A 25895-nucleotide genomic window follows, 5' to 3' on the forward strand; every position below is an offset into this window, starting at 1 on the left:
CACACCCGTCTGAATGGGCAGTATTTCCCACAATGGGGTAAACTGCCGCGTCTTAACACCTATAACGACTCGCCTGATGCCCACGACGTTTCAAGAGATCCCCCGCGAACGCCCGGTCACGCCGTTGCTCGACCGCGCTGACACGCCTGCTGGCCTGCGCCGGCTGGCCGAAGCCGACCTGGAGACCCTGGCCGACGAGTTGCGCCAGGAGCTGCTGTACACCGTGGGTCAGACCGGTGGGCACTTTGGTGCCGGCCTGGGCGTGATCGAACTGACGATCGCCCTGCACTACGTCTTCGACACCCCGGACGACCGGCTGGTGTGGGACGTCGGCCACCAGGCCTACCCGCACAAGATCCTCACCGGCCGCCGTAACCGCATGCTGAGCCTGCGCCAGAAGGACGGCATTGCCGCCTTTCCGCGCCGCAGCGAGAGCGAGTACGACACCTTCGGCGTCGGCCACTCCAGCACCTCGATCAGCGCCGCACTGGGCATGGCCATCGCCGCCCGCCTGCAGAACAGCGCGCGCAAGTCGATCGCGGTGATCGGTGACGGCGCGCTGACCGCCGGCATGGCCTTCGAGGCGTTGAACCACGCCCAGGAAGTCAACGCCGATATGCTGGTGATCCTCAACGACAACGACATGTCGATTTCGCGCAACGTCGGCGGCCTGTCCAACTACCTGGCCAAGATCCTTTCCAGCCGCACCTACGCGAGCATGCGCGAAGGCAGCAAAAAGGTGCTGTCGCGCCTGCCCGGCGCGTGGGAAATCGCCCGCCGCACCGAGGAATACGCCAAGGGCATGCTGGTCCCAGGCACCCTGTTCGAAGAGCTGGGCTGGAACTACATCGGCCCGATCGACGGCCACGACCTGCCGACCATGATCGCCACCTTGCGCAACATGCGTGACCTCAAAGGCCCGCAGTTCCTGCACGTGGTGACCAAAAAGGGCAAAGGTTTCGCCCCGGCCGAAATCGACCCGATCGGCTACCACGCCATCACCAAGCTCGAACCCGCCGACAAGCCAGCCGCGCCGAAAAAGGCCAGCGGGCCGAAGTACTCCGCAGTGTTCGGCCAGTGGCTGTGCGACATGGCCGCCGCCGACAATCGCCTGGTGGGCATCACCCCGGCGATGAAGGAAGGCTCCGACCTGGTCGACTTCAGCGAACGCTATCCCGAGCGCTACTTCGACGTGGCCATCGCCGAACAGCACGCAGTGACCCTGGCTGCAGGCATGGCCTGCGAAGGCAGCAAGCCGGTGGTGGCGATCTATTCGACCTTCCTGCAGCGCGCTTACGATCAGCTGATCCACGACGTGGCAGTGCAGAACCTCGACGTGCTGTTCGCCATCGACCGCGCCGGCCTGGTCGGCGAAGACGGCCCGACCCACGCGGGCAGCTACGACCTGTCGTACCTGCGCTGCATCCCGGGCATGCTGGTGATGACGCCGAGCGACGAGAACGAACTGCGCAAGATGCTCAGCACCGGCCACCTCTACAACGGCCCGGCGGCAGTGCGTTACCCGCGCGGTACCGGCCCCAACGCGCCAATCAGCGGCGACCTGGAACCACTGGAAATCGGCAAGGGCGTGATTCGCCGCCAAGGCGAGAAAGTCGCCTTGCTGGTGTTTGGCGTGCAGCTGGCCGAAGCCCTGCAGGTTGCCGAGCAGATCAATGCCACCGTGGTCGACATGCGTTTCGTCAAACCGCTGGATGAGGCGTTGGTGCTTGAGTTGGCCGCCAGTCATGAATTGCTGGTCACCATCGAAGAGAACGCCATCATGGGCGGTGCGGGCGCTGCCGTAGGCGAGTTCCTGGTCAGCCAGGCGGTGATCAAGCCGTTGCTGCACCTGGGGCTGCCGGACATCTATGTCGAACATGCCAAGCCTGCGCAGATGCTGGCTGAGTGTGGGCTGGATGCTGCTGGGATCGAGGCTTCGGTGAAAGCTCGGATGACTAAGCTCGGCCTATAATCCCGGGGCCGCTTTGCGGCCCATTCGCGGGACAAGCCCGCTCCCACAGGATTGCCGCAGTTCTTGAATACTGTGCAGTACCTGTGGGAGCGGGCTTGTCCCGCGAATGCCATGGAACAGCTAATGAAAAAAATCGCTTATACCGCCCTGTTCTGCGCCCCCGCATGCCTCCTGGCCGCCGAGCGCGACGACGCCCTGAAACTCCCCGACGTGCTGATCAGCGCCAACCGCCAGGTCGAATCGCGCACCGCCACCAGCGCCGCCAACACCGTCTTAACCCGCAAAGACATCGACCGCCTGCAACCCACCAGCGTCACCGACCTGCTCGCCCGCGTACCCGGCGTACAAGTCGCGCCCACCGGTGGCCGTGGCAGCCTGCCGGGCATCTTCATCCGCGGCACCAAGGCCGCGCAAAGCCTGGTGCTGGTCGATGGCGTGCGCATTGCCAATGCCACCTCCGGCGACAGCGGCCTGCAGTTTCTCGATGTCGACCAGATCGAACGCGTCGAAGTGCTGCGCGGCTCGCGCTCGGCGGTCTACGGCAGCGATGCCATCGGCGGGGTGATCCAGATCTTCACCCGCCGCAGCAGCGGCCCCGGCCTGCAGCCGCGCCTGCGCCTGGCCGCCGGCAGCAACCAGACCTGGCAACGCAGCCTGGGCCTGTCCGGCGGTGACGGCGCCACGCGCTTCAACCTCGGCGCCAGCCTGGACGAGACCGCCGGCATCGACTCCACCGGCCCGTCTTTCGCCAGTGACGGCGATCACGACGCCTACCGCAACAAGTCATTCAACCTGAGCCTGAGCCACACCTTCGGCGAGCGTTTCGAAGCGGGCCTGAACCTGCTCGACAGCCGTGGCCGCAGCGAGTACGACAACCCGTTCGGCGGCTTCGACCCGGTCACCTTCGAAAGCTTCGGGCAAAAACCCTATACCGACTTCAGCGTCAGCAGCCTGGGCACCTATTTCGACGCCCAGCTGAATGACGTGTGGCATTCGCGCCTGGAGCTCGGCCATAGCGAAAACCGTGACGACAAGCGCGACAAGCTCAGCGACGAACGTTTCGTGTTCAACACTTACCGCGACCAGGTCACCTGGCAGAACGACCTGGCCCTGACCGATCAGCACAGCCTGCTAGTCGGTGGCGACTGGTATGAAGACCGGGTGCACGGCAGCACCGACTTCACCGAGGACAGCCGCTGGAACCGCGCCGCGTTCGTCCAGCATCGCTTCAGCGGCGAGCACTTCTCCACCGAGCTGGGCATGCGCCGCGATCAGAACCAGCAGTTTGGCGGCCAGACCACCTGGAGCGGCAGCCTGACCGTGCCGCTGAATGCGCATAACGACGTGCTGCTGTCCTACAGCGAAGGCTTCCGCGCCCCGACGTTCAACGATCTGTACTATCCGCAGTTCAGCAACCCGGACCTGGACCCGGAGCATTCCAGGAGCTACGAGTTGCAGTGGCGCAGCCAGCTGAGCCGCGACAGCCGCCTGGAAGCCTCGCTGTACCGCACCGACCTGCGCGATGCGATCATCTTCGGCCAGGACTCGATCCCGCGTAACGTCGCTTCGGCGCGCATCAACGGTTTCGAAATGGCCCTGGACCAGCAGTGGGGCGAATGGCGCAGCCAGCTTGGCCTGGCCTTGATCGACCCGCGTGACCGCGACAGCGGCCACACCCTCGCCCGCCGCGCGCGGCGCACGCTGAGCCTGGACCTGGACCGGCAGTTCGAGCGTTTCAGCGTTGGCGGCAGCTGGCAGGCCGTGAGTGCCAGCTATGACGACGCGGCCAACCGCAACCGCCTGGGGGGTTACGGCCTGCTGGGCCTGCGCGGCAGCTGGGCGGCGACCGATGAGGTGAAGCTGGAATTGAAGCTGGATAACCTGTTGGACAAAGGCTACAGCCGCGCGCTTTACAGTTACGAAGGGGCTAGCTACGGCTACCGCGAAGAAGGCCGCACGGCCCTGTTCAGCGTTACCTGGACCCCGGCGCTTTAGCCGCAAGCAGCGTACACAGGCGGGCGGTGGCTTCGATCATCTGCCCGCTGGGCCGCTCCAGACCTTTGTCGGGTACCACCAGCAACCGCGCATTTAGCCGTGGCCAGGCCTTCCAGCTGGCCAGCTGCGCCGTATCACCGGCCAGGATCACTTGCGGATCGCGCAGCAGCACCGATTCGACATTCACCTGCGGCGCTGGCTGGCTCAGGTCGGCAAAGATGTTACGCGCCCCGCACACGGCCAGGGCATCGCTGACCACCTGACGCCCACCCAGGGTATACAACGGCCGGTCCCAGACCTGATAGAACACCCGCAGCGGCTGCTCGCGCCGATACTGCTGGCGCAACTGCTGCAGACGCCCGCGCAGCACCTGAACGTGTTGCCGACCGCGCTCAGCCCGGCCAACACGGACGGCAAGACCCTCGATCTGTTCGAGCAACTGGTCGAGGTTGTGCGGTTCGGCACTGTAGGTTGCGATGCCCAGGCGTTTGAGCTGATCGAGCTGAGCCGCAGCCACGCCCCCTGGCCAGAACAGCAGCAGGTCCGGTTTGAGGCTGAGCAGGCCCTCCATGTCCAGTTGCCCCTGGCGCCCTACCGATGGCAGATCACGCAGCGCCGCCGGCCGCTCGCCGCCATCGAGCACACCCACCAGCAGGTCGTCGGCCTGCAGTTCGAGCATGATCTCGCTCATCGAGGGCGCGAGGCTGACTACACGCAGCGGCTCGCCTGCCTGGGCGGTGCAGGCCAGCAGCGCCAGCAGGCAGAGCAGGATGCGCATCAGCCCAGCTGACGCGGAATGCGGTAGAGGTAAAGAATCACCGCCGTGGACAACGCCAGGAGGATCTGCGGCACTGCCTCAAGCCCCACCAGCACCGACAACGCGGCGACCCACGCGGGAATGCAGGCGAACAGCATGGCCATGCGCCGCACGCGCGCCAGCTCGATCCAGGCGGCAGGCTCTTCGGCCGTACCCAACGCCTTGGAGGTGGCGATAAGGGCACGCTTGTAGGCGCCGAAGCGCGGCAGGCTGAGGAACATGGTCGCCGCACCGGCGATGAACAGCGGCATGGCCAGCACCGGGATCAGCGCATCGCCACCGCCAAAGGCCCAGGCCATCACCGGCAGCGGCACCAGGCCGACCACCAGGTACTGCCACCAGGCCAGCGCCAGGCGCCGCTTCACCTCGCCACGGGTCACGCCTGGGGCACCTCGCCCTGGTGCTCGTTACCCAGCATGTGGCCGAGTTTGTCGGCCTTGGTCGCCAGGTAATAACGGTTGTGCGGGTTGTGCCCGGTGTGCAGCGGCACGCGCTCGGCGACCTTGATGTTCATGTCGGTCAATGCCTTGACCTTGCGCGGGTTGTTGGTCATCAGGCGCAGCGATTTCACGCCCAGATGCTCCAGCATCGGCAGGCAGATCGCATAGTCACGCTGGTCGGCGGCAAAGCCCAGGCGCTCGTTGGCCTCGACGGTGTCGGCGCCGCCGTCCTGCAGCTCGTAGGCGCGGATCTTGTTCAACAGGCCAATGCCACGGCCTTCCTGGCGCAGGTACAGCAGCACGCCACGGCCTTCGCGAGCGATGGCCTGGAGGGCGGCTTCCAGCTGCGAACCGCAGTCACAACGCTGGCTGAACAGGGCATCGCCGGTCAGGCACTCGGAGTGCAGGCGCCCCAGCACCGGCTCACCGTCGGCGATATCACCCAGGCTGAGCACCACGTGCTCACGGCCGGTGGCTTCTTCGAGGAAACCATGCATGGTGAAAGTCGCAAAGGGGGTCGGGAGTTTAGAGGCGGCAACAAAGACGACGGGCACGTTGTGCTCCTGGATAAGTAGGAAATTTCTCGTGAAGCGATTGTATCAGCAGGTCGGCGCCTGTGGGAGCGGGCTGGTCCCGCGAACACCGGCAGGGCCGGTGCCATCCACCGCGGTGCCTGCTTCGCGGGGCAAGCCCGCTCCCACAGTGTTCCGCGTCAGTCTGGCTATTGCGGCTGGCTGTTACTGGCGAATGGATACGGCTGCTTCCAATGCTCGAAAATCGGCCGCAACTCGCCGCTGCGTACCAGTTCGGCCATGCGCTTATCGAACAGGTCGCGCAGGGCCTTGGCCTGGTCGTTGCGGGCGAAGGCCAGGTAAAGCGGCAACTCGGCCACATGGGTACGGCGGAAGCGTTCAGGGTGCGAGCTCTGGCCGAGCACGTAATCGACTTCGGTCTGCGCATCAATGTAGAAGTCCACGCGGTCATGCTCGAGCATCGGCAGAATACCTTCGCGCCTTTGGATTTCGCGGAAGTTCGTCACATTGGGCAGATAGCTGCCGTAGTCATAGCCGCGCACCCAGGCCAGGCGATACTGACCCACAGTTTCCAGGCTCGGCACCGGCTTACTGGCAAGGCCCAGTGCATAGATATGGTCCATGTCGAAGTGCCAGCGCGGGTAGAGGTTGTCGTCGTTCTCGTCCTTGTACGAGCCTACCCAGGCATCGGCCTCGCCACGTTTGACCAACCCCACCGCGCGGCTGTAAGGGGCGCTTTGAATGACGACCTTGACCCCGACCGGCTCGAACACCTTGCGCAAGACGTCCCAGGCCACTCCGCTGCCGTCGGCATTGGTGTAGTCGAGCCACTCTTCGCTGACCAGGTGAACCTGCTTAGGCACGCCTTCGGCCGCCGCCGCCCAAGGGACGAAACTCAGCAAAATTGCCAGCAGCACAGTCCTTATGGCCATCGAAGCGCTCCCTGTTTCAGCCAACCGCCCACACCAGAACCTGCATGCTCAGCCAGGCGAAAACACCCGCCAGGATATCGTCGAGCATGATGCCGACACCGCCGTGCACATGCCGATCGATCCAGCGAATCGGCCACGGCTTGAGGATGTCGAAGAAGCGGAACATCAGGAACCCGGCGAGAATCCACAGCCACCCTTCCGGCACCAGCCACAGGGTAATCCACATGCCGACCATCTCGTCCCAGACAATGCCTTCATGATCGTGCACGCGCAAGTCATTGGCGACTTTACCGCACAGCCAGAAGCCGAACAGCATGGTCACGCCCAACACTAGCCAGTAGCCCCAGTCGGGGAGCATCTGCCACAGCGGGATGAACGGGATCGCCACCATCGAGCCCCAGGTGCCGGGGGCCTTGGGCAAGGTGCCGGAACCGAAGCCAAAGGCGATGAAGTGCCACGGATTGCGCCAGACCGAGGGCGGAACGAACTCCGCAGGCACCTGGTTGGGGTGGTCGGTCACGGTGTCTCCCTAAAGTGTTGATAGCCCCGCTGTACGGGGGTGATGTCATGGCCCTGCGGGTCCAGCAGGGTTACGCCCTGCCCTTCACGGACTCGGCCGATGACATGCACACCGGCGTCGGCCAAGGATGCAAGCGCGTCAGCCGGCAAGGTGAATGCCAGCACGTAGTCGTCGCCGCCGATGAGCGCTGCCTGCACCGCCGCTTCGCGGCCAAGAAAGGCTTCTAATGCAGGAGACACTGGCACCTGTGCCAGGTTCACCTCAAGCGCGACCGCCGACGCCTTGGCGATATGCCCGCAGTCGGCAAGCAGGCCGTCGGAGATGTCCAGCGCCGCCGTGGCCAGGCCACGCAAACGCAGGCCGAGATCGAACTGTGGCTGCGGCGACCAATAGTGCGCCAGCAGCGGCTCGGCCTGCTCGGCCGGCGCTTCACGCTCACCCAGCACCAGCGGCAACGCACCGGCGGCCTTGCCCAGCACGCCGCCGACACACAGCAGGTCGCCCGGCCGCGCGCCGCTACGGCGCAACGCCTGGCCGGCCGGCACGCGGCCAAACACGGTAACGGTGATGCTCAGGGGGCCACGGGTGGTATCGCCGCCAATCAGGCTCATGCGGCAACGCTGGGCCATGCGGCCGAGGCCGTCGGCAAAGGCCGCAAGCCAGTCCGGGCCAACGTTGGGCAGGGTAAGTGCGAGGGTAAAGCCGATGGCGTGGGCGCCCATCGCCGCAAGGTCGCTGGCCGCCACGGCCAATGCGCGCTGGCCAAGCAGCTGCGGGTCGCAGACCGCCGGGAAGTGCACCCCGGCAACCAGGGTGTCGGTGGACACCGCCAGCTGTTCGCCGGGGGGAAGGTCGAGCAGCGCGCAGTCGTCGCCGATGCCCAGGGCCACGCCCTCGCCACCCTGCGCACAAGGCGCGGCGGCGAAGTAATGGTTGATCAGCTCGAACTCACCCATGGCTCGACAACGCCAGGATCAGCGCTTGTTCGCCTTGACTTCTGCTTCGCGCAGCGAAGGCGCCAGCTTGTCCAGCACGCCGTTGACGAACTTGTGGCCGTCAGTGGCGCCGTAGACCTTGGCCAGTTCCACACCTTCGTTGATTACCACGCGGTACGGCACGTCGACGCGCTTGATCAATTCCCAGGTGGACAGGCGCAGCACGGCCAGTTCGACCGGATCGAGCTCTTCCATGGCAATGGTCATGCACGGCTTCAGCGCATTGTCGATTTCGCCCTTGATCGCCGGAACCCCATGCAGGATTTCGCGGAAATAGGCACCGTCGACATCGGTGAAATCGTTATCGACCCGGAACTGCGCTTCGATCTCGTTCAGCGAATGCTGGGCCATGTGCCATTGGTACAGGGCCTGGGTCGCGAGCTTGCGGGCTTCGCGGCGCTTGGCGCTTTTCGATGGCTTGCCGGCATCCGCAGGTTTTGGATCGCGCGGGTTGAAACGATCGCTTTCGTCGCTAATCACTTGGCCTCCAACTGCGCCAGCAGGCTGACCATTTCCAGAGCGGACAGGGCAGCTTCAGCACCTTTGTTACCGGCCTTGGTGCCGGAACGCTCGATGGCTTGCTCGATGGAGTCGACGGTCAGCACGCCGAAGGCCACCGGCACGCCGAACTCCATGGACACCTGGGCCAGGCCCTTGGTGCATTCACCCGCCACGTACTCGAAGTGCGGGGTACCGCCACGGATCACGGCGCCCAGGGCGATGATCGCGTCGTATTCACCCTGCTGGGCGACTTTCTGTGCCACCAGCGGGATTTCGAACGCGCCCGGGGCACGGATGATGGTGATCTCGCTTTCGCTGACACCGTGGCGTACCAGGGCATCAACGGCGCCGCTTACCAGGCTTTCGACGACGAAGCTGTTGAAGCGGCCAACCACCAAAGCATAGCGACCTTTGGGGGCGATGAAGGTACCTTCGATGGTCTTCAGGGTCATTCCGATATTCTCATGTTCAAGAGCGAGGCCGCATACAAGCGGCCTCGGCAGGGGTCTGGACTCGAGCTTAAGGGCGTCAATGCCGCCTCAAGTCACTCGGAGGGCACGTATTCTACAACTTCCAGATCGAATCCGGATATCGCATTGAACTTCATCGGCGAACTCATCAGGCGCATCTTGCGCACACCGAGGTCACGCAGGATCTGCGAACCGGCACCGACGGTGCTGTAGGTGGTCGGGGCTTTGGTCGGCGCATCACCCGCACTTTCGCGGATGTGCGCCAGCAATACGTCGCCGTCCAGCGGGTGGCCCAGCAGCAATACCACGCCGCTGCCGGCCTCGGCCACGGCGCTCATGGCCGCGCGCAGGCTCCAGCGGCCCGGTTGCTTGACCATCAGCAGGTCGCGCAGCGGGTCCATGTTGTGCACGCGCACCAGGGTCGGCTCTTCGGCGCAGATCTTGCCCAGGGTCAGGGCCATGTGCACGTCGCCTTCCACCGCGTCGCGGTAGGTGACCAGGTTGAACTCGCCCAGCTCGCTTTCGATCGGCTGCTCGGACACGCGCTGCACGGTGCGCTCGTGGATCATGCGGTAGTGGATCAGGTCGGCGATGGTGCCGATCTTCAGGCCGTGCTCGGCGGCGAACACTTCCAGTTCGGCGCGGCGCGACATGGTGCCGTCGTCGTTCATCACTTCGCAGATCACGCCGCTCGGCTCGAAGCCGGCCATGCGCGCCAGGTCGCAGGCGGCTTCGGTGTGGCCGGCGCGGGCCAGAGTGCCGCCGGGCTGGGCCATCAGCGGGAAGATGTGGCCGGGGCTGACGATGTCTTCGGCCTTGGCGTCCTTGGCGGCGGCAGCCTGCACGGTGCGGGCGCGGTCGGCGGCAGAGATGCCGGTGGTGACGCCTTCGGCGGCTTCGATCGACACGGTGAACTTGGTGCCGAAGCCCGAGCCGTTGCGCGGCGCCATCAGCGGCAGTTTCAGCGTTTCGCAGCGCTCGCGGGTCATCGGCATGCAGATCAGGCCGCGGGCATGCTTGGCCATGAAGTTGATGTGTTCAGGCAGGCAGCACTCGGCGGCCATGATGATGTCGCCTTCGTTCTCGCGGTCTTCGTCATCCATGAGGATGACCATTTTGCCCTGGCGGATGTCTTCGACCAGTTCTTCGATGCTGTTGAGCGCCACGCGGCACCCCCTTCTCAATCAGGATTTCAAGAAGCCGTTGGCGGCCAGGAAGCTTTCGGTAATGCCACTGCCCTTGCTCGATTCGGCGGCCTTGTCGCCCAGCAGCAGACGCTCCAGGTAACGGGCCAGCAGGTCGACCTCAAGGTTGATCCGACGCCCTGCGCGGTAGTCGGCCATGATGGTTTCGGACAGGGTGTGCGGGACGATGGTCAGCTCGAATTCGGCGCCATCGACCTCATTGACCGTCAGGCTGGTGCCGTCGACGGTGATCGAGCCCTTGTGGGCGATGTACTTGGCCAGCTCCTTGGGCGCGCGTACGCGGAACTGGATGGCGCGGGCGCTATCGCTGCGCGAGATGATTTCGCCGACGCCGTCGACGTGGCCGCTGACCAGATGGCCGCCCAGGCGGGTGGTTGGGGTCAGGGCTTTTTCGAGGTTGACCTTGCTGCCGCTCTTGAGGTCGATGAAGGCGGTGCGTTTGAGGGTTTCAACGCTGACGTCGGCCCAGAAACCATCGCCTGGCAGCTCGACCGCGGTCAGGCAGACGCCGTTGACGGCGATGCTGTCGCCGAGTTTGACGTCGCCCAGGTCGAGCTTGCCGGTCTCGACGTAGACGCGCACGTCACCGCCCTTGGGGGTCAGGCTGCGGATGGTGCCGATGGATTCGATGATGCCGGTGAACATGGGGTCTTCCTCAAAAACGGGTTGCGCGGGGCAAGCCCGGCATTATACGCCGGGCGCCGGCAGAGGGATGGCTGTGACCCGCCAGTCATCGCCCACTGCGCGCATTTCGGTGATTTTCAGCCTTGGCGCTTCGCTCATCTTGCTCAGCGGCCAGTCCAGCAGCGGCCGAGCCTGGGAGCCGAGGAAGGTGCCGGCGACGAACAAATGATACTCATCGACCAGGCCTTGCTGGGCAAAGGCGCCGACCAGGCCAGCGCCGGCTTCCAGGAGGATCTCGTTGACCCCACGGGCGGCCAGGGCGTGCAGCAGGGCCGGCAGATCGACCTGACCGTCGCTGCCGGGCAGGCTTAGCAGTTCGTGGCCGGCCTCGACGTAACGCGGGTCATCGCCCAGGGCGGTCACCACCAACGCTGGGCCGGCCTGGAAGAACGGGGCTTCCAGTGGCAGGCGCAGACGACCATCGATCAGTACCCGAAGGGGTGTGCGGCTCATCGCCAAGGCGGTGGTTGCTTCGTCCAGGCCCAGCTCGGCAGCGCGCACGGTCATCCGCGCGTTGTCGGCCAGCACGCTGGCGGCGCTGGTCAGCACCACACTGGCCCGGGCCCGCAGGCGCTGCACGGCGGAACGGGCGGCGGGGCCGGTGATCCACTGGCTTTCACCACTGGCCATGGCGGTACGGCCGTCCAGGCTCATGGCCAGCTTGGCGCGGACGAACGGCAGGCCGTGTTCCATGCGTTTGAGGAAACCGGGGTTCAGGGCACGGGCCTCGGCTTCGAGCACGCCGCTGGCGACTTCGATGCCGGCATCGGCCAGGCGCTGCAGGCCTTGGCCGGCCACCTGCGGATTGGGGTCCTGCATGGCCGCGACCACGCGCGCAACGCCCGCCTTCACCAGCGCTTCGGCGCATGGGGGGGTGCGGCCATGGTGGCTGCACGGCTCGAGGGTCACGTAGGCACAGGCGCCGCGAGCACGCTCACCGGCCTGGCGCAGGGCATGCACCTCGGCGTGCGGCTCGCCGGCGCGCACGTGCCAGCCCTCACCGACCACCTCGCCATCGCGGACGATCACGCAACCCACACGCGGGTTGGGGTGGGTGGTGTAGACGCCCTTGCGCGCAAGCTCCAGGGCACGGGCCATGTAATGGGCGTCGAGAATCGCGGTCTGGCTCGGCATGCTCATTCTTTGGCCGGCTCGCGGGCCAGGCGGTCGATTTCTTCGCGGAATTCGTCGAGGTCCTGGAAGCGCCGGTACACAGAGGCAAAACGGATGTAGGCGACTTCATCGAGCTTGCGCAGCTCGGCCATCACCAGCTCACCGACCACCAGCGACTTGACCTCGCGCTCGCCGGTGGCGCGCAGGCGGCTCTTGATATGCGCCAGCGCAGCTTCCAGGCGTTCGACGCTGACCGGGCGCTTTTCCAGCGCACGCTGCATGCCAGCACGCAGCTTGTCTTCGTCGAAAGGCTGGCGGGTGCCGTCCTGCTTGATCAGCCGGGGCAATACCAACTCGGCGGTTTCGAAGGTGGTGAAGCGCTCGCCGCAGGCGACGCATTCGCGACGGCGGCGCACTTGCTCGCCCTCGGCGACCAGGCGCGAGTCGATGACCTTGGTGTCGTTGGCACCGCAAAAGGGACAGTGCATGGTGGCAGGCAACAAAAAAAGGGAGGGCCATGGTAGCGCATCCCACTGGCAAGACAAGCCAAAGGGGTTAACATCCATGGAATTCTGTCCGTGAAGGATTACCCCATGCATCTTCGAGCGCTCGCCGTGCTGTGCTGCGCCGCCCTGCTCACCGCCTGTGGCAGTGACCGGCCCAAATCTGAACCAGCCCCCGCGCCCGCACCCGCCAAGGTGGCGACCAAGGCCCAACCGCTCGGGCCTCTGCCGGCCTACCAGCGCGAGCTGAGCGGCACATTGATGAAGATCCCCGCCGGGGCCAACGTGGAGCTGGCCCTGTTGATCATCGACGAGCGCGGCCGACCGCAGCAGCTGTTGGCCAGCAGCACCCTGACCGGTACCGGCCAGGCCCTGCCGTACCAACTGCGATTCAATCCCGAGGCGTTCCCGGCTGGCGCGCGCGTGGAGCTGCGCGGCCGCGCCAGCAGTTCCGGGCAGTTGATCCTGCACCTGCCGCCCGTGCGCATTACCCAGGCCCAGACCCAGGCCACCGGCCCGCTGCAATTCGAAAAGGCGCCGTAAGTGGCGCCGCTTGCCCTGCAACAGGCCCTCAGTGGCCTGATCGGTGAGGCGCGCCTGGTGGTCAGCGAGTTGCCGGAGTGCCCGCTCGAGCTTTGGTTGATCGACGACCAGAACATGGACCGGGCATTCAGCAGCGAAGAAACCCGACGCATTCTTGAAGAGCCGCCGTATTGGAGCTTTTGCTGGGCCAGCGGGTTGGCCCTGGCTCGCTACCTGGCAGCGCACCCCGAGTGGGTGGCGGGCAAGCGGGTGCTCGACTTTGGCGCAGGCTCCGGTATCGCCGGGATTGCTGCGGCAAGGGCCGGCGCTCTTGAAGTGGTGGCCTGCGACCTCGACCCGCTGGCCCTGCAGGCGTGTCAGGCCAATGCCCTGTTGAATGGCGTGGAATTGGGCTACAGCAGTGATTTTTTCGATGAAGCGGACCGATTCGACCTGATCCTGGTGGCCGACGTACTCTACGACCGCGCCAACCTGCCACTGCTCGATGCCTTCCTCGGCCGCGGTCGCCAGGCACTGGTGGCCGACTCGCGGGTGCGTGATTTCAATCATCCGCTGTATCGGCCGTTAGGTGTCCTCGAAGCGCTGACCCTACCCGACCTTGCCGAGCCGCACGAATTCCGCCGGGTCAGCCTGTACCACGCCAGCCGCGAGCCTTTATAGTGGTGCCATTCACCGATTTGCGAGAGTTGTGATGAGTCAGGAAACCCCCTTTATCTTCGACGCCACCGATGCCAACTTCCAGCAGCTGGTGATCGAAAACTCCTTCCACAAGCCGGTACTGGTGGACTTCTGGGCCGAATGGTGCGCGCCGTGCAAGGCGCTGATGCCACTGCTGGCGAAAATCGCCGAGGGTTACCAGGGCGAGCTGCTGCTGGCCAAGATCAACTGCGACGTGGAACAGCAAGTCGTCGCCCAGTTCGGCATTCGCAGCCTGCCGACCGTGGTGCTGTTCAAGGATGGCCAGCCAGTCGATGGTTTTGCCGGTGCGCAGCCAGAGTCGGCGATTCGCGCCCTGCTCGAACCGCACGTGCAGATGCCCCCGCCACCTGCGGCCTCGCCGCTGGAGCAAGCCAAAGGTCTGTTCGCCGAGAGCCGTTTCGGCGAAGCCGAGGCCTTGCTGCAGGCGCTGCTGGGTGAAGACAACAGCAATGCCGAGGCGCTGATCCTGTATGCCCGCTGCCTGGCCGAGCGCAATGAGCTGGGTGAAGCCCAGGTGGTGCTCGACGCGGTCAAGACCGACGAGCACAAGGCAGCGCTGGCCGGTGCCAAGGCCCAGATCACCTTCCTGCGCCAGGCCGCCAGCCTGCCGGAAGTTGCAGAGTTGAAGAGCCGCCTGGCGCAGAACCCGCAGGATGATGAAGCGGCTTACCAGCTGAGCATCCAGCAACTGGCGCGCCAGCAGTACGAGGCGGCGCTGGATGGGCTGTTGAAGCTGTTCCAGCGCAACCGTGGCTATGAGAACGGGTTGCCGCAGAAGGCGATGTTGCAGGTCTTCGAATTGCTGGGAGGTGACCATCCGTTGGTGGGTGTTTATCGCCGTCGCTTGTCTTCAGCCATGTTCTGATCCTTGCGAGGGCTTCGCCCTCGTTCGCGGGCAAGCCCGCTCCCACAGGCACCGCGCCGCTCTCAAAAACAGCGCGAACCTGTGGGAGCGGGCTTGCCCGCGAAGAGGCCTGGTGAATCACCGCACAATCATCCCACCCAGTGATACACCGGCGCATCTGCGCCACTCTCGACCTTCACCTCACTGCTGTGCCGTAACCGCACCAGCAGCCGCTTACCCGCCGCCGTACTGCCCGTCAGCCCCTCCAGCCGATCAAGCAACTCCGGCCCGCTCATCTGCCCCGCCTGGCGTAGCACCTCACGCGCCGCCGACCATTGCCCATCATCCTGGCGCGACACCACAGGCGCAGCCGTTGCCGCCGCCTCGGTCACCACCGGCATTTCGATCTGCCGCCCCAACTGCGCCCACTCCGCCGGCTCCAGGTCGATGGTCAGGTCCACTGGCCAGTCACCAATCTGTCCACGAATTCTCACGATGATTTCCTTGATCGCAGGTCAATAGGGCCATGCTACAGCAACATGAAACCTGCGCCACGCAGGCTGGCGGCGCCGACAAAAGTTGTTATAACATTACCTAATCATCATTAGCCCGTTCCTGGAGTCGTCCATGCGTCGTCTGCTGCTCGCCCTGCCCTTCGCCCTGCTGCCCCTGGCCGTGGCCCATGCCCACGACGATCACGACCATGACCACGCCCATGGCACGCTTGGCGCCCATGAGCATGGCGTGGCCAAACTGAACGTGGTGCTCGACGGCAATACCCTGGAGCTTGAGCTGGACAGCCCGGCAATGAACCTGGTCGGTTTCGAGCACAGCGCCAGCAGCGACGCCGACAAGGCCAAGGTCGCCGCCGTGCGTCAGCAACTCGAACAGCCGCTGAAGCTGTTCGGCCTGGCTGCCGCCGCCGGTTGCAAGGAAGACGCTCAGGAGCTGGAGAGCCCGCTGTTCGGTGATGCGGCAAAGGATGACGACGGTGATGAACACGAACATGGCCACCAACACAGCGACATCGGAGCCCACTACCAGCTGAACTGTTCCGCGCCGGAAAAACTCACCCAGCTTGACCTCAGCCCGCTGTTCAAGACCTTCCCCGCCACGCAAAAGATCAACGTGCAGCTGATCGGCCCGAACGGCCAGAAAGGCCTGGAAACCTCGCCTGCCAAGGCCGTGGTTGCGTTCTGAATGAGCCAGCCACTGATCGACCTGCAGGACCTGGTGTTCGCCTGGCCTGGCCAGGCGCCGCTGCTGGAGATCCCGGCGTTGCGCCTGGACGCCGGCGAGGCATTGTTTCTCAAAGGCCCCAGCGGCAGTGGCAAGACCACTCTGCTGGGCCTGCTTGGCGGTGTGAACCTGCCGGGCCAAGGCCGCATCCAGCTGCTGGGCCAGGACCTCGCCGCGCTGGGCCAGGGCGCCCGCGACCGTTTCAGGGTCGATCACACCGGCTATATCTTCCAGCAGTTCAACCTGCTGCCGTTTCTGTCAGTGCGTGAAAACGTCGAACTGCCCTGCCGCTTTTCGCGTAGCCGTGCCGAACGTGCGCGGCAGCGCCATGGCAGTGTCGACCAGGCCGCCACCGAATTGCTCGCCCACCTGAGCCTGAACGACCCGACGCTGCTCGCCCGCCGTGCCGGCAGCCTGTCGATCGGCCAGCAGCAGCGCGTGGCCGCCGCCCGTGCGCTGATCGGCCAGCCGGAGCTGGTAATCGCCGACGAACCGACCTCGGCACTGGACGCCGATACCCGCGAAGCGTTCACCCGCCTGTTGTTCGACGAGTGCCGGGCGGCCGGTTCCAGCCTGCTGTTCGTCAGCCATGACCAGAGCCTGGCACCGTTGTTCGACCGTCATTTGTCCCTGGCCGAGCTGAACCGCGCGGCCAAGCCCCGGGAGGCCTGATGTACCTGCTTCGCCTTGCCCTGGCCAGCCTGGCCAACCGCCGTTTCACCGCCTTCCTCACCGCCTTCGCCATCGCCTTGTCGGTATGCCTGCTGCTGGCCGTCGAGCGCGTGCGCACTGAAGCCCGCGCCAGTTTCGCCAGCACCATCAGCGGCACCGACCTGATTGTCGGTGCCCGCTCCGGTTCAGTGAACCTGCTGCTGTATTCGGTATTCCGTATCGGCAACGCCACCAACAACATCCGTTGGGATAGCTTCCAGCACTACGCTCAGGACCCACGGGTGAAGTGGGCAATCCCGATCTCGCTTGGCGACTCACACCGTGGCTACCGAGTGATGGGCACCACCGGCGACTACTTCAGCCATTACCAGTACGGGCGCCGGCAACATCTGGAATTAAGCCAGGGCCGTGAGTTTGCCGATGATCCGTTCGAAGTGGTGCTCGGCGCCGAAGTCGCCGACGCCTTGCACTACAAGCTTGGCGACAAGCTGGTGCTGGCCCATGGCGTGGCGGCGATCAGCCTGGTCAAGCACGACGACAAGCCGTTCACTGTGGTGGGCGTACTGAAACGCACCGGCACGCCGGTCGACCGCACGCTGCACATCAGCCTGGCCGGCATGGAGGCCATCCACGTCGACTGGCACAACGGCGTCCCAGCCCGTGGCGCCGGGCGCATCAGCGCCGAGCAGGCACGCGGCATGGATCTGCAGCCAGCGGCGATCACCGCGTTCATGCTCGGCTTGAACAACAAGATCGCCACGTTCAGCCTGCAACGCGAGATCAACGAATACCGCAACGAACCGCTGCTGGCGATCCTGCCCGGGGTGGCGCTGCAGGAACTGTGGAGCCTGATGGGCACGGCCGAACAGGCGCTGTTCGTGGTCTCGCTGTTCGTCGTGCTGACCGGGCTGATCGGCATGCTCACGGCGATCCTCACCAGCCTCAACGAACGCCGCCGGGAAATGGCGATTTTGCGCTCGGTGGGTGCCCGCCCCTGGCACATTGCCGGCTTGCTGGTGCTGGAAGCCTTGGCGCTGGCGACGGCGGGGATCGTCGCCGGCCTCGGCCTTCTGTACGCTGGCATCGCCTTGGCCCAAGGTTATGTGCAGGCCAACTATGGCCTGTACCTGCCGCTGGCCTGGCCCAGCGCGCACGAGTGGACGTTACTGGCTATCATCCTCGGCGCCGCCCTGTTGATGGGCAGCGTGCCGGCCTGGCGCGCTTACCGGCAGTCGCTGGCCGATGGCCTGTCGATCCACCTTTGAGAGGACGCCATGTTTCGCGCGCTGTTGTTATCCCTGCTGATGTGTGCCGCGCCTACCTGGGCGGCGGAGCCCCACGAACTCGACTGGCCAGCACTGATCCCGGAAGGCGCACCGGTCATCCCGCCTCAGCTGGCACCGCTGCACGACATGTCGCAGTTGAGCAACGCGCTGTCCGCCGAGTCGGCCCCCCCGGCGCGCCAGCAGGCGCCCGATGCGCCGGTGGTCAAAAGCCTGGACGGCCAGCAGATCAAGCTGCCGGGCTATATCGTGCCGCTGGAAGTCAGCGAAGAAGGCCGCACCACCGAGTTTCTGCTGGTGCCCTACTACGGCGCGTGCATCCATGTGCCGCCACCGCCGTCCAATCAGATCGTGCATATTTTCAGCGAGATGGGCGTACGCGTCGAAGACCTCTACCAGCCTTACTGGATCGAAGGAAAGATGCAGGTTAGAGCCTCCAGCAGCGAACTGGCCGACGCGGGTTACCAGATGGAAGCCGAGAAAATCTACGCTTACGAGCTGAAGTGAGAACTGTTTCGAATTCGTGAACACAGTTCTTTGAGCTGGGTCAAACAATCGGTTTAGACCGCTCCGTACCATTGGACTACTCGATTAATAACGTCCTTTGGGAGCTTCCATGAACAAGTCCTTGCTCGGTGCCTCGCTTGTGGCCCTTGCGCTCGCCGCCCCTGCCGCCCACGCCTATCAGGCGGGGGACATGATCCTGCGCGCAGGCGCCATCACCACCGCCCCTAACGAAAGCAGCGGCGATCTGAAGTTCGACGGCAACAAGGTGTCGGGCACCAAGGCGACCCTGGACAGCGACACCCAACTGGGCCTGACCTTCGCCTACATGCTCACCGACCACATCGGCGTCGAGCTGCTGGCTGCCACGCCGTTCCAGCACACCGTCGGCGTCAAGGGCCTGGGCGGCGGCCTGGATGGCAAGCTGGCCGACATCAAGCAACTGCCACCGACCCTGTCGCTGCAGTACTACCCGATGGAGCCGAACTCGCGCTTCCAGCCCTACGCTGGCATCGGCATCAACTACACGATGTTCTTCGACGAAGACCTGAGCAGCGAGCGCAAGCAACAGGGCTTCAGCAACCTCAAGCTGCAGGACTCGGTGGGCATTGCCGGCCAGCTGGGCATGGACTACATGCTGACCGACAACCTGCTGGTCAACGCCTCGGTCTGGTACGTCGACATCGACACCAAGGCCAGCGTCGACGGCCCGAGCGCACTGGGCTACAGCAAGACCAAAGTCAACGTGGAAGTCGACCCGTGGGTGTACATGGTCGGCCTTGGCTACAAGTTCTGATCATTGCAGTGAAGGGCGGCCGAGGCCGCCCTTTCTGTTTGCAGCCACAGCCAGTAGACCAGCGCTACCGCGCTGATCGCCATCCCCGACGCGCACACCGCGTGCCAGCCCCAGCGGGCGTACACCCAACTCGCCACTACCGCGCCCAGGCCGCTGCCAATTGAATAGCAGCACATGTAGGCGCCGATCAATCGGCTGGCCATCGCTGCGCGACCGGCCAACAGCAGGCTCTGGTTGGTGACGTGCACCGCCTGCACGGCAAAATCCAGCATCAGCACGCCGAGCGTGAACGCGATCAACGATTGCCCGACGAAGGCCGTGGGCAGCCAGGACAGCGTCAACAGTGCCAGCGCCAGGCCCGTGGTGCGTTCGCCCAACCCTTGATCGGCCCACCGGCCGGCACGCGAAGCGGCCAACGTGCCGGCAATGCCGGCCAGGCCGAACAGGCCGATCTCGGTATGGCTCAACGTTAGAGGGGCACTGCCCAAGGGCAGGACCATGCTGCTCCACAGCACGCTGAACGCCGCGAAGATCAGCAGGCCGAACAGCCCTCGCCGGCGCAGCAGGCGGTCTTCTCGATAGAGGCTGAACAGTGAATTGATCAGTGCCACATAACTCGAGCGATGCGCCGGGCTGGGACCCGTTGGCAAGCAGTAGAACAGCACCAGCGCCATCAGCAGCAGCGACCCCGCTGCCACGAAGTAGACACTGCGCCAGCCGGCCACATCAGCGAGCGCACCCGACACCAGCCGCGCCAGCAGAATACCCAGCACCACACCGCTGGTCACCGTGCCCACGGCCTGGCCCTGCTCGGCGGGCGAGGCAAGGGTCGCGGCATGCGCAACCATTACCTGCACCATCACCGCCATCAACCCGACCAGCGCGAGGGCAGCCAGCAATACGGCCCAATCCTGCGCCAAACCGACAGCGACCAGTGCCAGCGCCGCGACCAGCAACTGGCCGAGCACCAGCCGCTTGCGGTCGAACAAGTCGCCCAACGGCACGATCAGAATCAGCCCCAAGGCATAGCCCGCCTGGGTTGCGCCGACTACCCAGCCGATGCGCGCTTGAGGAACGCCCAGGTCCGCCGCGATCGACTCCAGCAAAGGTTGGGCGAAGTACACCGTGGCCACGGCCATGGCGCAGGTGGCGGCGAGCAAAAGGGTTATCCAGCGTGTCAGCGAGTTCATCGGGTCAGCTCCTGCAAACCTGGTTTCAAATGAAAACCACATACTGGCTATTTAGCAAAAGTGGTTTTAATCTGCAACCAGATAAACACAGCAGGTTAGGCCCGATGCTCGATGAAGTGAATGCGCAATGCCCCGTAGCGCGGGCCCTGGAGACTCTGGGTGACCGGTGGGCGCTGATGATTATGCGCGATGCCTTCGATGGCTTGCGGCGGTTCAGTGAATTCCAGAAGAACCTGGGGTTGGCGAAAAACATCCTCGCTTCGCGGCTGAAGTTATTGGTGGAAAGCGGCTTGCTGCAGTTGCAGCCGGCCTCCGATGGCAGTGCCTACAAGGAATATGTGCTGACGGACAAAGGCCGGTCGGTGTTTCCGGTCGTGGTAGGGCTGCGCCAGTGGGGGGAGCGGTTTCTGTTCGAGACGGGGGAAACGCGCTCGGCGTTACTGGACAGTACCAGTGGGAAACCGGTCGAGACGCTGCAGGTCGTGGCACCGGATGGCCGGATTTTGGGTCCCGAAGACTGCCAGAGACGCCTGATCAAACACGCTTGAGCGGTGGCCTCTTCGCGGGCAAGCCCGCTCCCACAGGTACTCCACAGTTCTTGTGCTCAGTGGGATACCTGTGGGAGCGGGCTTGCCCGCGAAGGGGCCTGTGAGTCAATCTCTGCCGAGCAGGCGAGCCAGGCCATCGACCATCGATGTCGGCTGGGGGAAATCGAAGCGCGCCAGCAATCGCTGGTTATCCGCTCGCGAATGCCGGATATCACCCGAACGCGCTTCACCGTAGCTGATCGCCGGCAAGCTCCCGACCACCGTTTCCAGCGCCTTGAGCAGCTGATTCAAGGAAGTCGCCTGGTTAAGGCCGATGTTCACCGCCCCCTCTTCCACCTGCGGCTGCTCCAGCGCCTGCACCATCACTTGCACCAGGTCGCCTACATAGAGGAAATCCCGGGTCTGCTCGCCATCGCCGAATACCGTGATCGGCAAGCCTTGGGTCGCCCGTTCGCTGAAGATGCTGATCACCCCGGAGTACGGCGAGGAAGGGTCCTGGCGAGGGCCGAAGATGTTGAAGAAGCGGAACACCACCGGCTCCAGGCCGTGCTGGCGGCGGTAGAAGTCCAGATACTGCTCGCTGGCCAGCTTGTCCACCGCATAGGGCGTCAGCGGCGCTTTGGGCGTATCTTCGGCAATCGACTGGCCTTCACCGTTGTTGCCATAAACCGCTGCGCTGGAGGCGAACAGCACGCGACGAACACCGTGCACGCGCATGGCCTCGCAGACATTGAGGGTGCCGATGAAATTGCTCTGATGGGTCTTTACCGGGTCTTCGACCGAGGCCTGTACCGAGGCTACGGCGGCCAGGTGAACCACGGCGCTGCAGCCAGCCGCAGCACGCTGGACCAACGCGGCATCAGCCACATCCCCTTCGATCAGCTCCAGACGCGGGTTGCCCAGTTGCAGGTTGTCGCGCTTGCCGGTGGAAAGATCGTCGAGCACACGTACCGCGTAGCCTTTGGCCAGCAACGCATCGCACAGGTGGGAGCCAATGAAGCCGGCGCCGCCGGTGATCAGGATGGGGGCATCAGCCATGGCGGTAGAATCGGTCCAGTAGTGGCGGCAAACCAGCGCGCCAGGCACGCGGCTTGATGCCGAAGGTATGAAGGATTTTCTTGCAGGCCAGCACCGCATTCTGCGGCTCTTCGCTGGCATCCGGGCGGGCGGCATGCGCCTGCGCGGTCGGCGCCTGCACCGCCAGCTGGCGATGCTGCCCAGCCTCGGTGAGGATCGCCTGGCCCAGCGCCAGCGGCGTGGTCGCCTCGTTGCCCGCGTAGTGGTAGGTACCCCACAAAGGCGCGCTGCAGTCGAGCTGCTTGAGCACCGAGAGGATGACCCTGGCGGCATCGTCGACCGGCGTCGGGTTGCCCCGGCGGTCATCGGCCAGCAGCAGCTCCTGCGGTTGCTCGGCGCGGGTCAGGAAGCGGCCCAGGGCACCGTCGATGCTCTCGTCCAGCAACCATCCGAAGCGCAGCAACACATGCTGCGGGCAAGCCGCGCGCACGCTCTGCTCGATGCGCCACAAGGCCTGGCCACGCAGGCCCAACGGCACCGGCTCGTCCTTTTCGCTGTAGGCCGTGGCCCGCGAGCCATCGAACACCCGATAGCTGGACGGCTGCACCAGGGTGATCTGGTGGTGCTGGCACAGCTCCGCCAGCCGCTCCACCGCCCGCTCCTGCAGCGCCAGGCGCTGTTCGCTGACCGACTCGGCCTGGAACCAGTCGAAGTAATAAGCCAGGTTGACCAGGGCATCGGGGCGGTGATCGTCGAGCAACTGGGTCAGGCTGGCCGGTGCCCAGCCGTCTTCCGGCGGGCGCGGCGCCAGGAATGCGATGTCCTCCTCGGCCCCGAGACGAATCAGCGCTTGCCCGAGGGCATTGCCACCACCCAACAGCATCAGGCGCATACGCATAGAGTCAGCAGATCCGAACAGGTTGATTGAGGAAAGGGGCCATTTTGCGGTTTCCGGGCGGGGAAGTCCAACATAGGGTCCAGGCGAGGCATCGGACGGTCATGATTTCGAAAAATCAAAGTTCTTCGTTGCAACCGGCGAAATCTCCTACGGCATGCCAGGATGGAGCTGACTTCCAATAAACAGCATAACTGCATTGAATTGTCGACTCACCGACTTGCCAGTTGGGGAGTTGGGGAGCTTTGCAAGGTTAACGACAAGGAACGTTCAATGCCTGACTCAGAAGTTGCGTATTTAGATTTCAATCAAGAACAACAACAAGCCATAGCCAGCGCAAGCCAGGCCATCGCGGCATCGGGCGGCCCGGAAACTGCAGGGGTCGCATTTCAGGCTCGTGCGTTTGCCAAACAAATCGAAAGAAGCCTGAGCGATACGCAGCGTGCAATTCTGCTTCGTTTTAGCGAAGGGCAGTTGTCCGCGCTGATGTACCGCCAGATGCCATACCCCTATGCTCCGGCCCCCGAACAATTACCTGGTTTATCCACCCTCGCCGGTAATCCTTGCTGCCAATACCTGGCTTCACGCAATCACCTGCTGCTGGAGCTGGCACGCCATCGCAGTTTTGCCTTCGATATCGACAACGAAGGCAAACAGGTGCGCCTGGTCGGCAACTTCAAAGGGGGTGGCCGCATCCCACGGCTCGGCGAAGATCCCAGCGCAGAAGTCGAAACCAGCTCGCATGCAGGCCTGCGCCTTGGGCCGCACACCGAAGCGCCTTACAATTGTTCGACGATTGCCAGCAACGGTCACTCCCCTGCCCCCTCGGCGCTGATCCTCACTGCATGCTGGAACCCCGCCGATGAACCCACACAGGTGATCGTCCTTCGTGACGTCATCGAACGTTTGGGTAGCTTGAACGCGCTAGCGCTTACTTCCGCCTCATTCGACTTCACACGCAGTGATTGCTTTGCTGACGGGCATGGCAATGCTGGCAAAGCCGTTCCGATGTTGCAATTCGAGGCCAACGGCGGCTTTTCCCTGCGCTACAACAGTTACCGCTTTTCTCTGAATGATCGCGCGTGCAGCGCCGTTGCGTGCGCTTTCAACATCTTTCAGGAGGCACTGAGCGTTGCGAAACCGCTGAGCTTCGTCCTCCAGCCTGATAGCGCATTGTTGATCAACAACAGCCGAGCCTTGCATGGACGCGACATCGTGCAGGACAACCGCCGTTTGCTCATCCGCCAGTTCGGCTACTCCCCCTACGCAATACCGCTGGTAATCGCTGAAGATCCGCTGCTGGTGCGCGGCTGAGGACAGGAAAACACCCAATGATAGAACTCGACTTGACGCTGCTTCTGATTCTCGCTCTGGTTGCACTGATGGCTGGCTTTTTCGATGCCATTGCCGGCGGTGGGGGTCTGATCACACTTCCGGTGTTGTTCATTGCCGGAGTAGAACCTCTTGCGGCAATCGCCACCAACAAGTTTCAGGCGGCTTCGGCTACGGTCTCCGCTACCTTCGCGTTTGCCCGCAAAGGCATGATCGACTGGCGGCGCGGCGGCCCGATGGCGGTCATGTCATTCATCGGAGGGGCCTTGGGCGCCCTGTCGATAAGCTATGTTCCGAAAAACATTCTACAGGCCTGCGTCCCCATACTACTGATACTGGTCGCCGCGTACTTCGCTTTCAGCCCAAAACCGAATGAGCGGGCACGCAAAGCGAAGATATCGACTAGCCTCTTCTGCGTGGCAGTGGCCCCCGTCATCGGCTTCTATGACGGGATCTTCGGCCCGGGTGTCGGCTCGTTCTTCATGGTGGCCTGCGTGGTCTTGCTTGGTCAGCACCTGATACAGGCGGTGTGTAACAGCAAACTGTTGAATGCAGCCTGCAACCTGGGCGCGCTGTCAGTGTTTTCACTCAGCGGCGCGATCATCTGGCCGCTGGCACTGGCGATGGCGTTTGCCGCGTTCGTGGGGGCACAGTTGGGCGCCCGCTGCGCAGTACACTTCGGGCCAAGGCTGATCAAACCGCTGTTGGTGTGTGTCTGCTGCATCATGGCACTCAAGTTGCTGCTCGATCCCGCTAGCCCGCTCGGTCAATGGCTGCACAACCAGTTCCACTAGAGAGCATTTTCAATTGCAACCTGGCACCCCGCAGCGCCTGAAGTGGCAGTTCGACGAACCTGCCCCAGGCCAGGAACAGTTCATCGAAGAAGTGTTCGGAAACTACCGGCAACAGGCCCGTTTGCTGGTACCGGACATTGAACGCGCAGCACCAGCCTTTGTCCTGGGTGGCGCACGCTCGGACTTCACCCGGCTCAACCCCCTGCTGTATCGCCTGCAAGCGGCGGGCATCGGCTCGCTGACGGGTAACCTGTCGGGGCACAGCCTCGCCAGTGAGCCGGGGGCAGCGTCGCCTTCATTGGCCACCAACCTTGAAGAGGCGCAGCGCTTTCACTCACACATCGCGCTCCGCTGCCGGACGCTGATCGGCCATAGCCTGGGCGCGGCCCTCACACTGAAACTGGCCGCGCGGTTGCCAGACGTGGACAGCATCGTGTTGATCTGTCCGGCCGTCTATCCGGATGAAGCTCACCAGGCACCGTTCGGCCCAGCCTTCACTGCCGCCATCAGCAAACCCTTCGGTTTTCTGGACAGCGACAGTTACGCCTTTCTCCGGCAGTTCCAGGGCAGAGTACTGATGGTGATAGGCGAGTACGACGGGCTCAATTCGCAACGCTTCGGCAAGGGGCCAGGCACCAGCGCTGGTAACCTGTGGCTGGCCGGCAGCGAGCGTTACAGCCCGATCCCCGAAGAGGTCACCCACGCCCTGATGCAGGCTGTTTCAGCGGAGCGTTTGCAGTGCCTGTTTCTGACTGACTGCGACCATGGCATCGCCGCCCATCTGCGCAGTACGCCCGCGATTGCCGACCAGGTTGCCGACGCCGTGGCGACCTTCATTCTTGACGGCTCGTGACCCGTG

The 25895-nt window shown here is 64.2% G+C and carries 30 protein-coding genes; 14 read left to right on the forward strand and 16 right to left on the reverse strand.

The window, feature by feature from the left end; translation table 11 throughout:
• Positions 1-76 precede the first annotated feature (76 nt).
• Together dxs and ACIPZF_RS10860 are read left to right on the forward strand one after the other, a co-directional pair.
• Positions 77-1972: a 1-deoxy-D-xylulose-5-phosphate synthase gene (dxs, locus tag ACIPZF_RS10855; protein WP_400798772.1), complete on the forward strand. Its 1896-nt coding sequence runs from the start codon at positions 77-79 to the stop codon at positions 1970-1972.
• A gap of 111 nt (positions 1973-2083) precedes the next feature.
• Complete coding sequence (locus tag ACIPZF_RS10860) at positions 2084-3967, forward strand: TonB-dependent receptor domain-containing protein (RefSeq protein ID WP_400798774.1); 1884 nt, start codon at positions 2084-2086, stop codon at positions 3965-3967.
• On the opposite strand, the gene ACIPZF_RS10865 is transcribed toward ACIPZF_RS10860, so the two are convergent.
• The 12 genes from ACIPZF_RS10865 to nrdR all read right to left on the reverse strand — a co-directional run bounded on the left by ACIPZF_RS10865 (position 3945) and on the right by nrdR (position 12665).
• Positions 3945-4745 carry a cobalamin-binding protein gene (locus tag ACIPZF_RS10865; RefSeq protein WP_400798777.1) on the reverse strand — a complete coding sequence of 267 codons (801 nt, stop codon included), beginning with the start codon at positions 4743-4745 and terminating at the stop codon, positions 3945-3947. The genes ACIPZF_RS10860 and ACIPZF_RS10865 overlap by 23 nt on opposite strands.
• Positions 4745-5164 (reverse strand): MFS transporter, encoded by a 420-nt coding sequence (locus ACIPZF_RS10870; RefSeq protein WP_400798779.1) that lies wholly within the window; start codon positions 5162-5164, stop codon positions 4745-4747. The genes ACIPZF_RS10865 and ACIPZF_RS10870 overlap by 1 nt, the downstream gene beginning before the upstream one ends.
• A complete protein-coding gene (gene ribA, locus ACIPZF_RS10875; protein ID WP_346614652.1) occupies positions 5161-5778 on the reverse strand; it encodes a GTP cyclohydrolase II in 618 nt (205 codons plus the stop codon). The genes ACIPZF_RS10870 and ribA overlap by 4 nt, the downstream gene beginning before the upstream one ends.
• Before the next feature lie 167 nt (positions 5779-5945).
• On the reverse strand, positions 5946-6689 hold the full coding sequence (locus ACIPZF_RS10880) for a substrate-binding periplasmic protein (protein ID WP_400798781.1): 744 nt from the start codon (positions 6687-6689) through the stop codon (positions 5946-5948).
• A 16-nt stretch (positions 6690-6705) separates the two neighbouring features.
• The gene (locus ACIPZF_RS10885; protein WP_400798783.1) at positions 6706-7209 is read right to left on the reverse strand and encodes a phosphatidylglycerophosphatase A; all 504 of its coding nucleotides are present in this window, start codon (positions 7207-7209) and stop codon (positions 6706-6708) included.
• On the reverse strand, positions 7206-8165 hold the full coding sequence (gene thiL, locus ACIPZF_RS10890; RefSeq protein WP_400798786.1) for a thiamine-phosphate kinase: 960 nt from the start codon (positions 8163-8165) through the stop codon (positions 7206-7208). Before thiL ends, ACIPZF_RS10885 begins: the two co-directional genes overlap by 4 nt.
• Positions 8166-8183: 18 nt before the next feature.
• Positions 8184-8684 (reverse strand): transcription antitermination factor NusB, encoded by a 501-nt coding sequence (gene nusB / locus ACIPZF_RS10895; RefSeq protein WP_400798789.1) that lies wholly within the window; start codon positions 8682-8684, stop codon positions 8184-8186.
• The gene (ribE, locus tag ACIPZF_RS10900; RefSeq protein WP_317660021.1) at positions 8681-9157 is read right to left on the reverse strand and encodes a 6,7-dimethyl-8-ribityllumazine synthase; all 477 of its coding nucleotides are present in this window, start codon (positions 9155-9157) and stop codon (positions 8681-8683) included. Before ribE ends, nusB begins: the two co-directional genes overlap by 4 nt.
• Before the next feature lie 92 nt (positions 9158-9249).
• Positions 9250-10341, reverse strand: coding sequence for a bifunctional 3,4-dihydroxy-2-butanone-4-phosphate synthase/GTP cyclohydrolase II (ribBA, locus tag ACIPZF_RS10905; RefSeq protein WP_387530108.1), 1092 nt, complete (start codon positions 10339-10341; stop codon positions 9250-9252).
• An 18-nt stretch (positions 10342-10359) separates the two neighbouring features.
• On the reverse strand, positions 10360-11025 hold the full coding sequence (locus tag ACIPZF_RS10910) for a riboflavin synthase (protein ID WP_400798792.1): 666 nt from the start codon (positions 11023-11025) through the stop codon (positions 10360-10362).
• A gap of 42 nt (positions 11026-11067) precedes the next feature.
• Complete coding sequence (gene ribD, locus ACIPZF_RS10915) at positions 11068-12198, reverse strand: bifunctional diaminohydroxyphosphoribosylaminopyrimidine deaminase/5-amino-6-(5-phosphoribosylamino)uracil reductase RibD (protein ID WP_400798795.1); 1131 nt, start codon at positions 12196-12198, stop codon at positions 11068-11070.
• A 2-nt stretch (positions 12199-12200) separates the two neighbouring features.
• Positions 12201-12665 (reverse strand): transcriptional regulator NrdR, encoded by a 465-nt coding sequence (gene nrdR, locus ACIPZF_RS10920; RefSeq protein WP_016393425.1) that lies wholly within the window; start codon positions 12663-12665, stop codon positions 12201-12203.
• 105 nt (positions 12666-12770) lie between these two features.
• Here nrdR and ACIPZF_RS10925 point away from each other — a divergent pair, with 105 nt between their 5' ends.
• The 3 genes from ACIPZF_RS10925 to trxA are packed head-to-tail and all read left to right on the forward strand — an operon-like array spanning position 12771 to position 14787.
• Positions 12771-13223: a YbaY family lipoprotein gene (locus ACIPZF_RS10925; RefSeq protein ID WP_400798798.1), complete on the forward strand. Its 453-nt coding sequence runs from the start codon at positions 12771-12773 to the stop codon at positions 13221-13223.
• Positions 13224-13883, forward strand: coding sequence for a class I SAM-dependent methyltransferase (locus ACIPZF_RS10930; RefSeq protein ID WP_400798800.1), 660 nt, complete (start codon positions 13224-13226; stop codon positions 13881-13883). It begins immediately after the preceding gene.
• Between the two features lie 31 nt (positions 13884-13914).
• The gene (trxA, locus tag ACIPZF_RS10935) at positions 13915-14787 is read left to right on the forward strand and encodes a thioredoxin (RefSeq protein ID WP_400798802.1); all 873 of its coding nucleotides are present in this window, start codon (positions 13915-13917) and stop codon (positions 14785-14787) included.
• 128 nt (positions 14788-14915) lie between these two features.
• Here the strand turns inward: trxA and ACIPZF_RS10940 are convergent, their stop codons facing one another.
• Positions 14916-15260 carry a hypothetical protein gene (locus ACIPZF_RS10940; protein ID WP_400798804.1) on the reverse strand — a complete coding sequence of 115 codons (345 nt, stop codon included), beginning with the start codon at positions 15258-15260 and terminating at the stop codon, positions 14916-14918.
• Positions 15261-15393: 133 nt separating this feature from the next.
• Here ACIPZF_RS10940 and ACIPZF_RS10945 point away from each other — a divergent pair, with 133 nt between their 5' ends.
• The 5 genes from ACIPZF_RS10945 to ACIPZF_RS10965 all read left to right on the forward strand — a co-directional run bounded on the left by ACIPZF_RS10945 (position 15394) and on the right by ACIPZF_RS10965 (position 19260).
• Positions 15394-15966 (forward strand): DUF2796 domain-containing protein, encoded by a 573-nt coding sequence (locus ACIPZF_RS10945; protein ID WP_400798807.1) that lies wholly within the window; start codon positions 15394-15396, stop codon positions 15964-15966.
• Positions 15967-16677, forward strand: a complete 711-nt coding sequence (locus ACIPZF_RS10950; protein ID WP_400798810.1) for an ATP-binding cassette domain-containing protein — start codon at positions 15967-15969, stop codon at positions 16675-16677.
• Positions 16677-17942 carry an ABC transporter permease gene (locus ACIPZF_RS10955; protein ID WP_400798813.1) on the forward strand — a complete coding sequence of 422 codons (1266 nt, stop codon included), beginning with the start codon at positions 16677-16679 and terminating at the stop codon, positions 17940-17942. Before ACIPZF_RS10950 ends, ACIPZF_RS10955 begins: the two co-directional genes overlap by 1 nt.
• Before the next feature lie 9 nt (positions 17943-17951).
• Positions 17952-18467 carry a DUF3299 domain-containing protein gene (locus ACIPZF_RS10960; protein ID WP_400798816.1) on the forward strand — a complete coding sequence of 172 codons (516 nt, stop codon included), beginning with the start codon at positions 17952-17954 and terminating at the stop codon, positions 18465-18467.
• Between the two features lie 109 nt (positions 18468-18576).
• Positions 18577-19260 (forward strand): OmpW family protein, encoded by a 684-nt coding sequence (locus ACIPZF_RS10965; protein WP_400798819.1) that lies wholly within the window; start codon positions 18577-18579, stop codon positions 19258-19260.
• On the opposite strand, the gene ACIPZF_RS10970 is transcribed toward ACIPZF_RS10965, so the two are convergent.
• Positions 19248-20450 carry an MFS transporter gene (locus ACIPZF_RS10970; RefSeq protein ID WP_400798822.1) on the reverse strand — a complete coding sequence of 401 codons (1203 nt, stop codon included), beginning with the start codon at positions 20448-20450 and terminating at the stop codon, positions 19248-19250. The two genes, ACIPZF_RS10965 and ACIPZF_RS10970, sit on opposite strands and share 13 nt — an antisense overlap.
• Positions 20451-20554: 104 nt before the next feature.
• On the opposite strand from ACIPZF_RS10970, the gene ACIPZF_RS10975 reads away from it, so the two are divergent.
• Entirely contained in the window at positions 20555-20998 is a 444-nt protein-coding gene (locus ACIPZF_RS10975; protein ID WP_400798825.1) for a winged helix-turn-helix transcriptional regulator, read from the forward strand.
• A 105-nt stretch (positions 20999-21103) separates the two neighbouring features.
• On the opposite strand, the gene ACIPZF_RS10980 is transcribed toward ACIPZF_RS10975, so the two are convergent.
• On the reverse strand, positions 21104-22036 hold the full coding sequence (locus tag ACIPZF_RS10980) for an NAD-dependent epimerase/dehydratase family protein (protein ID WP_400798828.1): 933 nt from the start codon (positions 22034-22036) through the stop codon (positions 21104-21106).
• The gene (locus tag ACIPZF_RS10985; RefSeq protein ID WP_400798830.1) at positions 22029-22913 is read right to left on the reverse strand and encodes a sugar nucleotide-binding protein; all 885 of its coding nucleotides are present in this window, start codon (positions 22911-22913) and stop codon (positions 22029-22031) included. Before ACIPZF_RS10985 ends, ACIPZF_RS10980 begins: the two co-directional genes overlap by 8 nt.
• Positions 22914-23183: 270 nt before the next feature.
• Between ACIPZF_RS10985 and ACIPZF_RS10990 the strand changes: the two genes are divergently transcribed.
• Genes ACIPZF_RS10990 through ACIPZF_RS11000 form a run of 3 tightly spaced genes read left to right on the forward strand, consistent with a single transcriptional unit; the run spans position 23184 to position 25889 of the window.
• A complete protein-coding gene (locus ACIPZF_RS10990; protein ID WP_400798833.1) occupies positions 23184-24224 on the forward strand; it encodes a hypothetical protein in 1041 nt (346 codons plus the stop codon).
• A gap of 17 nt (positions 24225-24241) precedes the next feature.
• Positions 24242-25036, forward strand: a complete 795-nt coding sequence (locus ACIPZF_RS10995) for a TSUP family transporter (protein WP_400798835.1) — start codon at positions 24242-24244, stop codon at positions 25034-25036.
• A gap of 13 nt (positions 25037-25049) precedes the next feature.
• On the forward strand, positions 25050-25889 hold the full coding sequence (locus tag ACIPZF_RS11000; RefSeq protein ID WP_400798838.1) for an alpha/beta hydrolase: 840 nt from the start codon (positions 25050-25052) through the stop codon (positions 25887-25889).
• The last annotated feature ends 6 nt before the right edge of the window (positions 25890-25895 follow it).

The sequence above is a fragment of the Pseudomonas sp. NPDC089752 genome, assembly GCF_044748725.1.
Taxonomy (GTDB): domain Bacteria; phylum Pseudomonadota; class Gammaproteobacteria; order Pseudomonadales; family Pseudomonadaceae; genus Aquipseudomonas.

Bases quoted from the DNA above. Each gene is read 5' to 3' on its own strand.
- ACIPZF_RS10860 (WP_400798774.1), top strand. From the start codon at position 2,084: ATGGAACAGCTAATGAAAAAAATCGCTTATACCGCCCTGTTCTGCGCC.
- thiL (WP_400798786.1), bottom strand. From the start codon at position 8,165: ATGGGTGAGTTCGAGCTGATCAACCATTACTTCGCCGCCGCGCCTTGT.
- ACIPZF_RS10970 (WP_400798822.1), bottom strand. From the start codon at position 20,450: ATGAACTCGCTGACACGCTGGATAACCCTTTTGCTCGCCGCCACCTGC.
- trxA (WP_400798802.1), top strand. From the start codon at position 13,915: ATGAGTCAGGAAACCCCCTTTATCTTCGACGCCACCGATGCCAACTTC.
- ACIPZF_RS10995 (WP_400798835.1), top strand. From the start codon at position 24,242: ATGATAGAACTCGACTTGACGCTGCTTCTGATTCTCGCTCTGGTTGCA.
- ACIPZF_RS10950 (WP_400798810.1), top strand. From the start codon at position 15,967: ATGAGCCAGCCACTGATCGACCTGCAGGACCTGGTGTTCGCCTGGCCT.
- ACIPZF_RS10880 (WP_400798781.1), bottom strand. From the start codon at position 6,689: ATGGCCATAAGGACTGTGCTGCTGGCAATTTTGCTGAGTTTCGTCCCT.
- ACIPZF_RS10975 (WP_400798825.1), top strand. From the start codon at position 20,555: ATGCTCGATGAAGTGAATGCGCAATGCCCCGTAGCGCGGGCCCTGGAG.
- ACIPZF_RS10960 (WP_400798816.1), top strand. From the start codon at position 17,952: ATGTTTCGCGCGCTGTTGTTATCCCTGCTGATGTGTGCCGCGCCTACC.
- ACIPZF_RS10985 (WP_400798830.1), bottom strand. From the start codon at position 22,913: ATGCGTATGCGCCTGATGCTGTTGGGTGGTGGCAATGCCCTCGGGCAA.
- dxs (WP_400798772.1), top strand. From the start codon at position 77: ATGCCCACGACGTTTCAAGAGATCCCCCGCGAACGCCCGGTCACGCCG.
- ACIPZF_RS10980 (WP_400798828.1), bottom strand. From the start codon at position 22,036: ATGGCTGATGCCCCCATCCTGATCACCGGCGGCGCCGGCTTCATTGGC.
- ribE (WP_317660021.1), bottom strand. From the start codon at position 9,157: ATGACCCTGAAGACCATCGAAGGTACCTTCATCGCCCCCAAAGGTCGC.
- ACIPZF_RS10910 (WP_400798792.1), bottom strand. From the start codon at position 11,025: ATGTTCACCGGCATCATCGAATCCATCGGCACCATCCGCAGCCTGACC.
- ribD (WP_400798795.1), bottom strand. From the start codon at position 12,198: ATGCCGAGCCAGACCGCGATTCTCGACGCCCATTACATGGCCCGTGCC.
- ACIPZF_RS10965 (WP_400798819.1), top strand. From the start codon at position 18,577: ATGAACAAGTCCTTGCTCGGTGCCTCGCTTGTGGCCCTTGCGCTCGCC.
- ACIPZF_RS10945 (WP_400798807.1), top strand. From the start codon at position 15,394: ATGCGTCGTCTGCTGCTCGCCCTGCCCTTCGCCCTGCTGCCCCTGGCC.
- ACIPZF_RS10955 (WP_400798813.1), top strand. From the start codon at position 16,677: ATGTACCTGCTTCGCCTTGCCCTGGCCAGCCTGGCCAACCGCCGTTTC.
- ACIPZF_RS10990 (WP_400798833.1), top strand. From the start codon at position 23,184: ATGCCTGACTCAGAAGTTGCGTATTTAGATTTCAATCAAGAACAACAA.
- ACIPZF_RS10865 (WP_400798777.1), bottom strand. From the start codon at position 4,745: ATGCGCATCCTGCTCTGCCTGCTGGCGCTGCTGGCCTGCACCGCCCAG.
- ACIPZF_RS10925 (WP_400798798.1), top strand. From the start codon at position 12,771: ATGCATCTTCGAGCGCTCGCCGTGCTGTGCTGCGCCGCCCTGCTCACC.
- nrdR (WP_016393425.1), bottom strand. From the start codon at position 12,665: ATGCACTGTCCCTTTTGCGGTGCCAACGACACCAAGGTCATCGACTCG.